Annotated in this window: 11 protein-coding genes and 1 pseudogene; 11 read left to right on the top strand and 1 reads right to left on the bottom strand. The window is 69.0% G+C overall.

The annotated features are described in order from the left end of the window. The first annotated feature begins 38 nt into the window (after positions 1–38). The 11 genes from AC0Z2B_RS25750 to AC0Z2B_RS25700 are packed head-to-tail and all read left to right on the top strand — an operon-like array spanning position 39 to position 12,617. A complete protein-coding gene (locus AC0Z2B_RS25750) occupies positions 39–1,712 on the top strand; it encodes a DUF1302 domain-containing protein (RefSeq protein ID WP_476300405.1) in 1,674 nt (557 codons plus the stop codon). A gap of 24 nt (positions 1,713–1,736) precedes the next feature. After that, the gene (locus tag AC0Z2B_RS25745; protein ID WP_416427396.1) at positions 1,737–3,086 is read left to right on the top strand and encodes a DUF1329 domain-containing protein; all 1,350 of its coding nucleotides are present in this window, start codon (positions 1,737–1,739) and stop codon (positions 3,084–3,086) included. A 1-nt stretch (position 3,087) separates the two neighbouring features. Further along, positions 3,088–4,131 (top strand): WD40/YVTN/BNR-like repeat-containing protein, encoded by a 1,044-nt coding sequence (locus AC0Z2B_RS25740; RefSeq protein WP_476300402.1) that lies wholly within the window; start codon positions 3,088–3,090, stop codon positions 4,129–4,131. Between the two features lie 4 nt (positions 4,132–4,135). Next, the gene (locus AC0Z2B_RS25735) at positions 4,136–6,601 is read left to right on the top strand and encodes an efflux RND transporter permease subunit (RefSeq protein WP_476300399.1); all 2,466 of its coding nucleotides are present in this window, start codon (positions 4,136–4,138) and stop codon (positions 6,599–6,601) included. Continuing rightward, positions 6,591–7,775 carry an MFS transporter gene (locus AC0Z2B_RS25730; protein ID WP_476300396.1) on the top strand — a complete coding sequence of 395 codons (1,185 nt, stop codon included), beginning with the start codon at positions 6,591–6,593 and terminating at the stop codon, positions 7,773–7,775. The genes AC0Z2B_RS25735 and AC0Z2B_RS25730 overlap by 11 nt, the downstream gene beginning before the upstream one ends. Then, positions 7,772–8,542: an SDR family NAD(P)-dependent oxidoreductase gene (locus tag AC0Z2B_RS25725; protein WP_476300395.1), complete on the top strand. Its 771-nt coding sequence runs from the start codon at positions 7,772–7,774 to the stop codon at positions 8,540–8,542. The genes AC0Z2B_RS25730 and AC0Z2B_RS25725 overlap by 4 nt, the downstream gene beginning before the upstream one ends. Before the next feature lie 15 nt (positions 8,543–8,557). Next, positions 8,558–9,121 (top strand): cupin domain-containing protein, encoded by a 564-nt coding sequence (locus AC0Z2B_RS25720; protein WP_476300392.1) that lies wholly within the window; start codon positions 8,558–8,560, stop codon positions 9,119–9,121. Continuing rightward, positions 9,118–10,101: a fumarylacetoacetate hydrolase family protein gene (locus tag AC0Z2B_RS25715; protein ID WP_476300390.1), complete on the top strand. Its 984-nt coding sequence runs from the start codon at positions 9,118–9,120 to the stop codon at positions 10,099–10,101. Before AC0Z2B_RS25720 ends, AC0Z2B_RS25715 begins: the two co-directional genes overlap by 4 nt. 10 nt (positions 10,102–10,111) lie before the next feature. Continuing rightward, positions 10,112–11,101, top strand: a complete 990-nt coding sequence (locus tag AC0Z2B_RS25710) for an NAD-dependent epimerase/dehydratase family protein (RefSeq protein WP_476300512.1) — start codon at positions 10,112–10,114, stop codon at positions 11,099–11,101. After that, positions 11,091–11,873 carry a cyclase family protein gene (locus AC0Z2B_RS25705; RefSeq protein WP_476300388.1) on the top strand — a complete coding sequence of 261 codons (783 nt, stop codon included), beginning with the start codon at positions 11,091–11,093 and terminating at the stop codon, positions 11,871–11,873. Before AC0Z2B_RS25710 ends, AC0Z2B_RS25705 begins: the two co-directional genes overlap by 11 nt. Positions 11,874–11,882: 9 nt before the next feature. Beyond that, complete coding sequence (locus tag AC0Z2B_RS25700; RefSeq protein ID WP_476300386.1) at positions 11,883–12,617, top strand: glutathione S-transferase family protein; 735 nt, start codon at positions 11,883–11,885, stop codon at positions 12,615–12,617. A 454-nt stretch (positions 12,618–13,071) separates the two neighbouring features. Here AC0Z2B_RS25700 and AC0Z2B_RS25695 read toward each other — a convergent pair. After that, a pseudogene (locus tag AC0Z2B_RS25695) lies at positions 13,072–13,226 on the bottom strand (IS110 family transposase); the annotation flags it as partial.

Here is a 13,226-nt window from a genome sequence, read left to right as displayed (position 1 = left end):
GCGAACCTGATAACAAGAACAACAGATGAGGTTTTCCCATGGTACGTCTGCACTTCACCGTGCCGCGCGGCGCGCACCCGCCGTTCGCCTTGAGCCTGATGATGTTCGGCCTGCTGGCGGGCAACGCCCAGGCCTTTCAGTTCGACACCGGCAACCCCGACATCACCACCCGCTGGGACAACACCCTGAAGTACAGCGCCGCCTGGCGCACCGAGGGCCGCAGCGACCGCCTCACCACCGGCACCGCCGCGGTGAACGGCGACGACGGCGACCGCAACTTCAGCGGCGGCATGATCTCCGACCGCCTAGACCTGCTGTCCGAGTTCGACATCAGCTACCAGAACGTCGGCGCCCGGGTGAGCGGCGCGGCCTGGTACGACGACGTCTACAACAAGAGCAACGACAACAACTCGCCGGGCACCAATAACAGCACCTCGGTGGACTACGACCACTTCACCGACCAGACCCGCAAGCTGCACGGCCGCGAGGGCGAGATTCTCGACGCCTTCATCTACGGCAAGGCCGACTGGGGCGACATGCCGGTGTCCGGGCGCATCGGCCAGTACGCCATGCAGTGGGGCGAAAGCCTGTTCTACGGCATGAACGGCATCGCCGGCGGCATGGCGCCCATCGACGTGGTCAAGGGCCTGTCGGTGCCCAATACCCAGTTCAAGGAGCTGATCCGCCCGGTGCGGCAGATGTCCGGGCAGTTCCAGCTGACCCCGGACGTGTCGGTGGGCGCCTACTACCAGTTCGAGTGGGAGGCCAACCGCCTGCCGGCGGCCGGTAGCTACTTCTCCAGCTTCGACAGCATCGGCAACGGCAACGAGCGCCTGTTCGCAGGCGACGCGGTGATACCCGGCGGCCAGCCGCTGGCGTTCTACAGCGGCGGCAACAAGAACGCCCAGGACTCGGGGCAGGGTGGCGTGCAGATCAAGTGGCGCACCGAGACCGTGGACTATGGCCTTTATGCCATCCGCTACCACGACAAGAGCCCGCAGCTGTTGGTGCGCCCCGACTTCGCCAACCTCAACCCGGTCACCGGCCAGGCCGGCGAGTACTACTGGGTGTACCCCGAAGGCATCGAGGCGTTGGGCGCGAGCTTCTCCACCACCGTCGACCAGTTCAACATCGCCGGCGAACTGTCCACCCGCTGGCATCAGCCGCTGGCGTCCACCAACCAGCGCACGCTGCTGGCCGGCGAAAGCATCTCCAACGACGCCGACGACGCCCTGTACGCCACCGGCCACACCCTGCACGCCAACCTGTCGTGGCTGGCCAGCTTCGGGCCCACCGTGGTGGCCCAGGAGTCGAGTTTCATCGGCGAGCTGGCGTGGAACCGTACCTTGAGCGTCACCCGCAACCCCGACGCCGTGGACCCCAACGCCACCCGCGACGCCTGGAGCCTGCGCACCGTGTACGAGCCCATGTACCGGCAGTTCTTCCCCGGCATGGACGTGAGCATCCCCGTGGGCATCAGCTACACCCACGGCGCCTCCGAGGCCCTGGGCACGCAGTTTGGCACCAACCGCGGTGGCGACATGAACATCGGCATCAAGGGCAACTACCTCAACACCTGGAACCTGGGCCTGACCTACACCCACTACTACGGGCCGGCCAACACCTTTCTCGATGAAAACAACAACTACACCTTCGAACAGTCGCTCAAGGACCGGGATTTCGTGGCCTTCAGCGTCAGCCGTACTTTCTGAACCGAGGATCAGTCGATGAAACCCATGACCTTGCTGCTTACTGCCCTGGCGTCGTCGTTGCTGCTGGCCCAGGGCGTGATGGCCGCCGTTCCCGCCAGCGAAGCCGACACCCTGAAGACCACCCTCACGCCCCTGGGCGCCACCCGCGCCGGCAACGCCGACAACAGCATCCCGGCCTGGAACGGCGGCCTGACCCAGGCCGACCCGGCCTACAAGGACGGCGGCAAGCGCGGCGACCCCTTCGCCACCGAAAAGCCGCTGTTCACCATCACCGCGCAGAACGCCGCCCAGTACGCCGACAAGCTCTCGGCCGGCACCCTGGCGATGTTGAAGAAGTACCCTGACAGCTACCACCTCGACGTGTACCCCACCCACCGCACCGCCGCCGCGCCACAAGCGGTGTACGACGCCACCTACAAGAACGCCATCAACGGCAAGCTGGTGGACGGCGCTGCCGGCCCCATGCCCCAGGACGCCTCGGGCGGCATTCCGTTCCCGATTCCCAAGAACGGCGCCGAGGCCATCTGGAACCACCTGCTGCGCTGGCGCGGGGCGTCCTGGCACGCCGACTTCACCCAGTACCTGACCACCGCCGACGGCAAGCATGTGCTCACCAACGATTCCAAGGCCGACCTGCAGATGCCCTGGTACCTGCCTGACGGCGGCCAGAAGGACGGGGTGTTCTGGACCATCCGCATGACCAACGACGGCCCACCGCTGCGCGCCGGCGAGGCCATCACCGGCCGCGAGAACCTCAACGCCAACAACGCCGGCGTGTGGACCTACCTGCCGGGCCAGCGCCGGGTGCGGCGCCTGCCCAACGCCTGCTGCGACACGCCGACGCCGGCCACCGCTGGCGTCATGAGCTTTGACGAGCTGTATGTGTTCAACGGCCGCATCGACGGCTTCGACTGGAAGCTGGTGGGCAAGAAAGAGCTGTACATCCCCTACAACTCGAACAAGGTGTTCACCGCCGCCAAGCCCACTGACCTGCTGGGCGAGCACCACCTCAACCCGGCGGACATCCGCTGGGAACTGCACCGCGTGTGGGTGGTGGAAGCCACGCTCAAGCCCGGCAAGCGCCACGTGATGCCACGCAGCACCTACTACCTGGACGAGGACACCTGGGCCGCCGTGCTCGGCGAGCGCTACGACGCCCAGAACCAGCTGGCCAAGGCGCTGTGGACCACCCCGGTGGTGCTGCCCGACATGCCCGGCGTGGTGACCCTGACCAACGGCTTCTACGACCTGCTGTCCGGGGCCTGGTTCACCGGTGACATCTTCGCCGGCAAGAACGAGCAGTACCGGGTGGTGCAGGCCTACAAGGACTCGGTGTTCACCCCCGATGCCCTGGCCGGCGAAGGTGTGCGCTGAGATGAACCGCACCTTGTTGATCAGCGCAATGTGCCTGGCGCTGGCCGGGCAGGGCGCCCACGCCGCCGACGTGCTGGCCCAGCCGGCCGTGCAGTCGGCGCAGGCGCTGCACGCGGTGCTGCTGGGCATCGCCCGGGCCGGTGCGCGGCTGGTGGCGGTGGGCGAACGCGGCACCGTGCTGCTGTCGGACAACAACGGCGCCAGCTGGCGCCAGGCCCAGGTGCCGGTGAGCACCAGCCTGGCTGCCGTGCAGTTTGTCGACGGCCAGCAGGGCTGGGCCGTGGGCCACGGCGGCGTGGTGCTGCACAGCCAGGACGGCGGCGAGCACTGGCAGTTGCAGCTCGATGGCCACAAGGCCGCGGCGCTGGAACTGGCCGCGGCGCAGCAGGACGGCAACCCCCAGCGCCTGGCCGCCGCGCAACGGCTGGTGGCCGACGGCGCCGACAAGCCGCTGCTGGCCCTGAGCTTCAGCGACGCGCGCCATGGCCTGGTGGTCGGTGCCTACGGCCTGGCCCTGGCCACCGATGACGGCGGCGCCACCTGGAGCAGCTGGGCCGGGCGCCTGCCCAACCCGCAAGGCCTGCACCTGTACGCCGTGGCCCAGCGCGGCGGCGAGCTGTGGCTGGCCGGTGAGCAGGGCCTGGTGCTGCACTCGGGCGACGGCGGCGAGCGCTTCGCGGCGCTGCCCAGCCCCTACGACGGCAGCTTCTTCAGCCTGGCGCTGCTGCCCGGTGGCGAGGTGTTGCTGGGCGGCCTGCGCGGCCACCTGTTCAGCCTCAAGGGCGACAGCTTCAGCGCAATCAGCAACCCGCTGCCGGTGTCCATCAACGCTGCCTGGGTCAGTCACCGGCGCCTGCTGCTGGTCAACCAGGCCGGCGCGGTGCTGCAGGGCCAGCTCGACGGCAGCGGCCTTGCGCCCTTGCCACTGGCGGCCGGCGCGCCGTTGGCGGCAGTGGCCGAGGCCAGCGACGGCAGCCTGGTGGGCGTTGGTTTCGCCGGCCCGTTGCGCCTGAGCGCAGCGCCCCCCCAGTCTTTAGCGGAGTAAGCCCATGCATGCCCCCAGCTCTTCCCAGGCGGCGCCGCACAGCGGGCGCCTGGCCGATTTCGACAGCCGTTCCGGCTCGCTGCTGGAACGCGCGCTGTTCAACCACCGGCGCATCGTGCTGCTGTTGTGCCTGCTGGCCACCATTGTGCTGGGCTGGCAGGCCACGCGCCTGACCCTGAACGCCAGCTTCGAGAAGATGATCCCCAGTGACCAGCCCTTCATTGCCAACTACCTGGCCCACCGCCAGGAGCTGTCCGGGCTGGGCAACGCCGTGCGCATCGCGGTGATCAACCGCCGCGGCAGTGTGTACGACAAGGACTACCTGCACACCCTGCAGCAGCTCAACGACGAGGTGTACCTGCTGCCCGGCGTCGACCGCGCCTACATGAAGTCGCTGTGGACCCCGGCCACGCGCTGGGTGGGCGTCACCGAGGAAGGCCTGGAAGGCGGCCCGGTGATTCCCGACAACTATGACGGCAGCGCCGCCAGCCTCGAGGCGCTGAAGCGCAACGTCGAGCGCAGCAACGAGATCGGCCAGCTGGTGGCGTTCGACCAGCAGTCGAGCATCCTCTACGTGCCGCTGCTGGCCACCACCGCCGACGGCAAGGCCCTGGACTACAGCGCCCTGGCCAAGCGCCTGGAGGCCCTGCGCGCCAAGTACCAGGGCCAGGGCATCGAGATTCGCATCACCGGTTTTGCCAAGGTGGTGGGTGACCTGATCGACGGCCTGCGCCAGATCCTGCTGTTCTTCGCTGCCGCCATCGTCATCACCGCCGTGGTGCTCTATGGCTACACCCGCTGCTTGCGCAGCACCGCGCTGGTGATGAGCTGTTCGCTGGTGGCGGTGGTGTGGCAGCTGGGGCTGCTGCCGCTGCTGGGCTTCGAGCTGGACCCCTACTCGGTGCTGGTGCCGTTCCTGGTGTTCGCCATCGGCATGAGCCACGGCGCGCAGAAGATGAACGGCATCATGCAGGACATCGGCCGCGGCATGCACCGGCTGGTGGCGGCGCGCTTCACCTTCCGCCGGCTGTTCATGGCCGGGTTGACGGCGCTGCTGTGCGACGCGGTGGGCTTTGCGGTGCTGATGATCATCAAGATCCAGGTCATCCAGGACCTGGCGCTGATCGCCAGCCTGGGCGTGGCGGTGCTGATCTTCACCAACCTGATCCTGTTGCCGGTGCTGCTCTCGTATGTGGGCGTCAGCGCCACGGCGGCCACGCGCAGCCTGCGCGGTGAAGCCGCCGATGCGGCGGGGGCGGTGCGCCACCCGGCCTGGCGTTTCCTCGACCTGTTCACCCAGCGCCGCTGGGCCAGCGCCTGCGTGCTGATGGCCGCGGTGCTGGCGGTGGGCGGCTACCTGGTCAGCCTGCACCTGAAGGTCGGCGACCTCGACGCCGGTGCGCCGGAGCTGCGCGCCGACTCGCGCTACAACCAGGACAACGCCTACCTGACGGCGCACTACGGCGCCAGCAGCGACGTGTTCGCGGTGATGGTCAAGACGCCGCCGGGCGGCTGCTCCAGCTACGACACCTTGCAGCGCGTGGACAACCTCGACTGGCAGCTGCGCGGCCTGGCGGGTGTGGACTCGACCAATTCCCTGGCGTTGCTTAACCGCCGGGTGCTGGTGGGCCTGTCGGAAGGCAACCCGCGCTGGTACGAGCTGCTGCACAACCAGGCCACCCTGAACATGGTCACCGCCGGTGCGCCGCGTGGCCTGTACAACGAAGATTGCAGCCTGCTGACCGTCTACGCCTACCTCACCGACCACAAGGCCGACACCCTCGGCCGCGTGGTGGACAGCGTGCAGGCCTTCGCCAAGGCCAACGACAGCGACCAGGCGCAGTTCCTGCTGGCGGCCGGCAGCGCCGGTATCGAGGCGGCCACCAACATCGTCGTCAAGCAGGCCAGCCATGAAATGCTCTGGTGGGTGTACGGCGCCGTGGTGCTGCTGTGCCTGATCACCTTCCGTTCCTGGCGCGCGGTGCTCTGTGCGGTGCTGCCGCTGATGCTGACCTCGATCCTGTGCGAGGCGCTGATGGTGGCCCTGGGCATCGGCGTCAAGGTCGCGACCTTGCCGGTGATTGCCCTGGGCGTGGGCATCGGCGTCGACTACGCGCTGTACGTGATGAGCATCGTGCTGGCGCAGATGCGCGCCGGCGCCAGCCTGTCCCAGGCCTATTACCAGGCCCTGCAGTTCACCGGCAAGGTGGTGATGCTCACGGGCGTGACCCTGGCCATTGGCGTGGGTACCTGGATGTTCTCGCCCATCAAGTTCCAGGCCGACATGGGCGTGCTGCTGGCGTTCATGTTCGTCTGGAACATGGCCGGTGCGTTGATCCTGCTGCCGGCGCTGGCCTACTTCCTGTTGCCCCACAAGCGCCAGCCACAAGCCCTGGCCGTGCCCCGGCCGGTGCCTGAAAGCGCCGAGAAACCCCGCCCGTTGAGCCTGGAGGTGGTGCATGAACGCTGATCGCCAACCGCGTCTGCCGCAGTCGCTGCTATTGCTGCTGGGCAGTTGCCTGCCGGTGCTGGGCGCGGTGCTGCTGGCGCCGGTGCTGCCGCGCATGCAGGCGCATTTCGTCGACACCCCGGGGGTTGCGGTGCTGGTGCCCATCGCCTTGACCCTGCCGGCGCTGGTGGTGGCGTTGCTGGCGCCGTTCGCCGGGGTCATTGCCGACCGGGTAGGGCGCAAGCCGCTGCTGCTGTGGGCCATGGCCCTGTACACGCTGTGCGGCACGCTGCCGCTATGGCTGCAGTCGCTGCCGGCCATCGTCGCCAGCCGCGCCGGCATCGGCCTGGCCGAAGCGGCGATCATGACCGGCTGCACCACGCTGATGGGCGACTACTACAGCGGCGCCCGCCGCGAGCGGCTGTTCGCCTTGCAGATGGTTGCCACCTCGCTGTCGGCGGCGCTGTTCATGGGCCTGGGCGGGCAGCTGGGCCAGGACAACTGGCGCGCGCCGTTCGCCCTGTACGCAGTGGGGCTGGTATTCCTGCCGCTGATGGCCAGGCTGCTGTGGGAGCCCGTGGCCCCGGCGCAGGCCCAGCGCACCGCCGCGCGCCTGCCGTGGCGCGCCCTGGGCCCGTTGTACCTGCTGGCGCTGCTGGCCGGTGCCAGCCTGTTCATCGTGCCGGTGCAGGCCGGCTTCATCCTCAGCCTGCTGGGCATCGACGCCCCGCAGCAGATCGGCCTGACCATGGGCGGCAACCAGCTGGGCGTGGTGGCCGGCGCCTTGAGTTTCCGACTGATCGGTCGTATTGCCCCGGCGCGGCTGTTGCTGCTGGCGTTCGTGCTGGCCGGCTGCGGCGGCGTGTTGATGGGCAGCGCCAACAGCCACCTGCACGTGGTGGTGGCGGTGGTCATTAATGGCCTGGGCATCGGCCTGATGCTGCCCACCCTGATCACCTGGATCATGGCCCAGGTGGGCTTCAGCCAGCGCGGGCGGGCGACGGGCTTGTTCACGGCGGCGATCTTCGCCGGCGAGTTCGTCAGCCCCTTGCTGGTGCTGGCCATCAGTGGCGGCAACCTGGCGGCGGTGCCCCAGGCGGTGCTGCTGGTGGGGCTGCTGCAAGGGCTGGTGGCGCTGGGCTGCCTGGCGGTGCCGCGGTTCAGTGGTGCGCGTTTGCAAGGAGAGCATGCATGAACCTGTTCGACCTCAGCGGCCAGGTGGCCCTGATTACCGGCGCCACCCGTGGCATTGGCCTGGCCGTTGCCCGCGCCTATGGGCAGGCGGGCGCGCGGCTGGCCATCAGCAGCGAAAACCCCGAGGACTGCCGCCAGGTGGCAGCGCAACTGGCCGAGGAGGGCATCGACGCCTGGCCCCTGCCCGCCGACATGGGCCAACAGGCCCAGGTGCTGGCCTTGGCTGAGGCGGTGCTGGAGCATTTCGGCCAGTTGGACATCCTCGTGTGCAACGCCGGCATCGCCCCGCACATGGGGCCGCTGGCCAGTGCCAGCGAAGCCCAATGGCAGGCCACCCTGACGGTGAACCTGCAGAGCGCCGTGTGGCTCACCTCGGCGTTGATCCCGGCGCTGGTGGCCCGTGGCGGTGGCAGCGTGGTGCTGATGGCCAGCATCGCCGGCGTGCGCGGCAACCGGGGCCTGGGCCTGTACGGCCTGTCGAAGGCGGCGCTGGCCCAGCTGGCGCGCAACCTGGCGGTGGAGTGGGGGCCAAGCAATGTGCGGGTCAACGCCATCAGTCCCGGGGTGGTGCAGACCGCGTTTGCCCGGCCGCTCACCGACCAGCCGGCGGTGATGGACAAGCGCCTGGCGCTGACGCCCCTGCGCCGCGTAGGCCGGCCCGAGGAAGTTGCCGCTGTGGCGCTGCTGCTGGCCGCCCCCGGCGGCGCCTTCATTACCGGCCAGAACCTGATTGTCGACGGTGGCACCACCATCGGCGACGGCAACTGAACAAGGAATTTGTGCATGCAGACGCTTCCCACCTTCAAGCGCGTGGTCACCGGCCACGACGCCAGCGGCAAGGCCACCGTGGCCATCAGCGGCCCTACGCCCAGCGTGTTCGCGCTGCAGGCGGTGCCCGGCACGGTGTTCCATGAAATCTGGAACACCGGCGCTGCGCCCGCGCCGATCGACAACGGCGATGACGCCACCCTCAAGCCCCTGCAACTGAGCCCCAGCGGCCTGGGCAGCCTGATCCGGGTGGTGGATATCCCGCCCGACAGCGTGCAGAACGCCGTGACGGCCGAAGCCGCCGCCCAGGCCTTCGCCGAGATCGGCCAGGCCCACGCAGGTACCGGCAACGGCGACAGCCGCCACCGGCTGATGCACCGCACTGAAACCGTCGACTACGGCATCGTCACCGAGGGCGAGGTGTGGCTGGTGCTCGATGACCAGGACGTGCACCTGAGCCGCGGCGACGTGGTGGTGCAGCGCGGCACGAACCACGCCTGGAGCAACCGCACCGAGCAGATGGCGCGCATGGTGTTCATCCTGTTGGACGGGCAATTTGCACAAGGAATCGCACCATGAAGCTGGCAACCCTGAAAAATGGCAGCCGCGACGGCCGCCTGGTGGTGGTGTCCCGCGACCTGAGCCGCTACGTGTGCGCCAGCGCCATTGCCGCCACCCTGCAGCAGGCGGTGGACGCCTGGGCCAGCTGCGCGCCGCAGTTGCAAGCGCTGGCCTGGCTGCTGGAGGAGGGCCGCGCGCCTGGCGCGCAGCCGTTCGACCCGGGCCAGGCCATGGCGCCGTTGCCGCGTGCGTACCAGTGGTGCGACGCCTCGGCGTTCCTCAACCACGGCACGCTGATGCAGAAAGCGTTCAACCTCGACCCCATCGAAGGTGTGGAGCATATCCCCTTGATGTACCAAGGTTCCGGGGACGACTTCCACGGCGCGCGCGATGACCTGCGCCTGCCCACTGAAGCCCAGGGCATCGACTTCGAAGGCGAGTTCGTGGTGCTGGTGGACGACGTACCGCTGGGTTGCCCGGCCGAGCAGGCAGAAGCGCATATCAAGCTGGTGCTGCAGGTCAACGACGTCAGCCTGCGGGCGTTGGCGCCACGGGAGATGCTTACCGGGTTTGGTTTCCTGCAGGCCAAGCCATCCTCCAGCTTCGCCCCGGTGGCGGTCACCCCCGATGAACTCGGCGACGCCTGGGCCCAAGGGCGGGTGCAGCTGCCGTTGCAGGTGCAGCGCAACGGCGAGTGGTTCGGCCACCCCCATGGCGGCGAGATGAATTTCAGCTTCGGCCAGTTGATCGCCCATGCTGCGCTGACCCGCCGGCTGGGGGCGGGCACCCTGGTAGGATCGGGCACCGTGTCGAATAAAGACCGATCGGTCGGTTCGGCCTGCATCGCCGAGCGCCGGGCCATCGAGATGATCGAGCACGGCAGCCCCCGCACCGGTTTCCTGCGCTTTGGCGAGCGGGTGCGCATGGACGTCATCGGCCTGGACGGCCAGTCGGTGTTCGGCGCCATCGACCAGCGCGTGGTAGCGGCCCATGAGTGACGGCAACGGCCTGCGCGTGCTGGTCACCGGCGCCAATGGCTTCCTGGGGCAACTGCTGGTCAAGCGCCTGCTGGCGGCGGGCAGCCTGCGCGGGCAGGCCATCGGCACGTTGCTGTTGCTGGACATGAACCTGGAGGGCATCGCCGCGGATCCGCGCCTGCGTCTGCACCCCGGTAGTGTCACCGATCCGGCGCTGCTGCGGCGGGTGCTGGCCGATGGCATCGACGTGGTGTTCCACCTGGTGAGCATCGCCGGGGGCGCCGCCGAGCGCCAGTACGAGCTGGGCTACGAGGTGAACCTGCAAGCCAGCCTGGAGTTGCTGCAGCAGCTGCGCAACCGCGCGCGGCCGCCGGTGCTGGTGTTCGCCAGCAGCGTGGCGGTGTACGGCGCGGACCTGCCGCCGCGGCTGGACGAGCAGGCGCCCGCGCAGCCGCAACTGTCCTACGGCGCGCACAAGCGCATGGTCGAGATTGCCCTGAGCGACCTGGCCCGCCGCGGCGAGGTGGACGGCCGCGCCCTGCGCCTGCCCGGCATTGTCGCCCGGCCCCAGGCGGGCCAGGGCCTGCGCTCGGCGTTCATGAGCGAGCTGATGCGCTGCGTGGCGGCCGGCCAGGCGTACCAGTGCCCGGTGTCGGCGGCGGCCACGGCCTGGTGGATGTCGGCGCGCTGCTGCGTCAACAACCTGCTGCGCGCCGCCGAGCTGCCCCTGGCCCCTGACGCGCCCCGGGTGTGGCAGCTGCCGGTGCTGCACCTGTCCATCGGCCAGGTGGTGGATGCCCTGGCCGAGCGCTTCGGCGAAGCCAGCCGCGCGCTGGTCAGCTACCACCCCGACCCTCAGTTGGAGGCCCAGTTCGGCCGCCAGCCACCGCTTAAAACCCCACAGGCGCGGGCCCTGGGCCTGCGCCATGACGGCAGCGCCACCGCCCTGGTGCGCAATGCCCTGGAACTGACCACTGCGGTGCGCCGCCCCGCACAAGGAAGCCCCTGCCATGAAGCCTGAACGCCGCCTGATCGACCTGTCCGTGACCCTGGAGAACAACCCCTACACCGACCCGCCGCCGTTGCTGCCGCGCATCGAGTACACCGACCACCAGCAGGGCTGGCCGGAAATGGCCGCAATGTTCCCGGGGCTGACGCTTGAGGACATGCCCGGCCAGGAGGCCTGGGCCGCCGAGCGGCTGTTCATCACCACCCACAGCGGCACGCACATGGACGCGCCCTGGCACTACGCCTCCACCACCGACGGCGGCAAGCCGGCCTGGGGCATCGACGAGCTGCCGCTGGAATGGTGCCTGCGGCCGGGGGTGAAGCTGGACTTTCGCGGCTTTGCCGATGGCCACGTGATCACCGCCGCCGAGGTCGAGGCCGAGCTGGCGCGCATCGGCCATGTGCTGCAACCGCTGGACATCGTGCTGGTGAACACCCGCGCCGGCAGCCTGTTCGGCCAGCCCGGCTACCTGGACGCCGGTGTGGGCATGGGCCGCGAGGCCACCCTGTACCTGCTGGACCGCGGCGTGCGGGTGGTGGGCACCGATGCCTGGAGCTGGGACGCGCCGTTCAAGTACACCCGCGAGCGCTTCGCCGCCAACGGCGATGCGGCGCTGATCTGGGAAGGGCACAAGGCGGGCCGCGACATCGGTTACGGGCAGATGGAAAAGCTGGCGAACCTTGAGCAACTGCCGGCCAGCGGCTTCGAGGTGTCGTGCTTCCCCTACAAGATCAAACACGCTTCGGCCGGTTTCGTCCGCGCCGTGGCCATCATCACTGACTGAGTATTTCCCATGACTGAACTCGTACTGTTCAACGCCGGCGTGTCCACCTGCAGCCAGCGCGTGCGCTTCGTGCTGGCGGAAAAGGGCCTGGCCTACACCGACCAGCGCCTGCGCCTGGACCAGGGCCAGCACCTGACCCCCGAATACCTGGCCATCAACCCCAACGGCCTGTTGCCGGCGCTGACCCACGACGGCCAGGTGGTGGTGGACTCCAGCGTGATCAACGAATACCTCGACGAGGTGTTCCCCGCGCCGCGGCTGGTGCCCGCCAACCCGCTGCAGCGGGCGCACATGCGCGCCTGGGTGCAGTACCTGGACGAGGTGATGACCCCGGCCATTCGCTACCCCTCGTTCCAGCAGTTCTTTGGCGGTGGCTTGCGCAACATGAGCGCCGAGCAGCGCCAGGGGTTTGCCAACCGCCTGCCGCTGCGCAAGCATTTTGCCCTGGAAGTGGGGCCCGATGGTTTCGCCCAGGAGAAGCTGGACGCCGCCATGGAGCGTATCGTGCAGTCCCTGGACCGCATGGAACAGGCGCTGGCCGACACGCCATGGATCGCCCATGAACAGCTGACCCTGGCCGACATTGCCATGATGCCGAGCATCGTGCGCCTGGAAGACCTGGGCCTGGCCCGCCTGTGGGACCAACGCCCCAACGTCGCCCAGTGGTACGCCCGCCTGCAGGACCGCCCGGCCTTCGCCGCCGCCTACGGCCCCGGCATCCGCCTGGGCGTGGGCGCCAACTGACGCGGCCGGCCCCGGCACGGTCGGGATGGCGTCCCGCGGCGCCTGCGGACGCGGCCTGTAGCCGCTGCTACGGGACCCGCGTAGCAGCTGCCGAAGGCGGCGTCCGGCCTTGATGCGGTATGGCTGGCGTCCCGCGGCGCCTGCGGACGCGGCCTTTGGCCGCTGCTACGGGGCCCGCGTAGCAGCAACTGTCTGGAAAATGGCGTCGTCTGCATCGCGGTCTATGGGGTATCCGCATTCGCGTAGCAGCTGCCGAAGGCTGCGTCCGGCGGCGGTCCTGCGTTGCTCCAGGACGCGGCCTGCGGCGGATGGCCGCCCCGCCGTTGCTACAGGTGCGCCGTGCGCAGGACTTCGCGTAGCCGCTGCCGCCAGGCTGCGCTGGCCCCTGAGTGCACTGAAGATCTCCAGCGAGGGTGAAGGCCTGCGCAGCCTGCGGCAGCGGCTACAGATTCGCCTAGCAACTGTCTTGCCAAGTTAATGACGTCCGCCATGCTGTGCCGTCGCGCAGCATGGCGTTAAGCCGGACCAGCAGCACGCGCATGCACGCCACCAGCGCCACTTTTGCGCTCTTGCCTTTATCGCGCAGCCCCTCGTAGCGCGCCTTGAACG

It is taken from the genome of Pseudomonas sp. GYB4201 (genome assembly GCF_056312595.1).
Note: the sequence above shows the minus strand (reverse complement) of the source record. Positions and strands in the feature narration are given on the sequence as shown.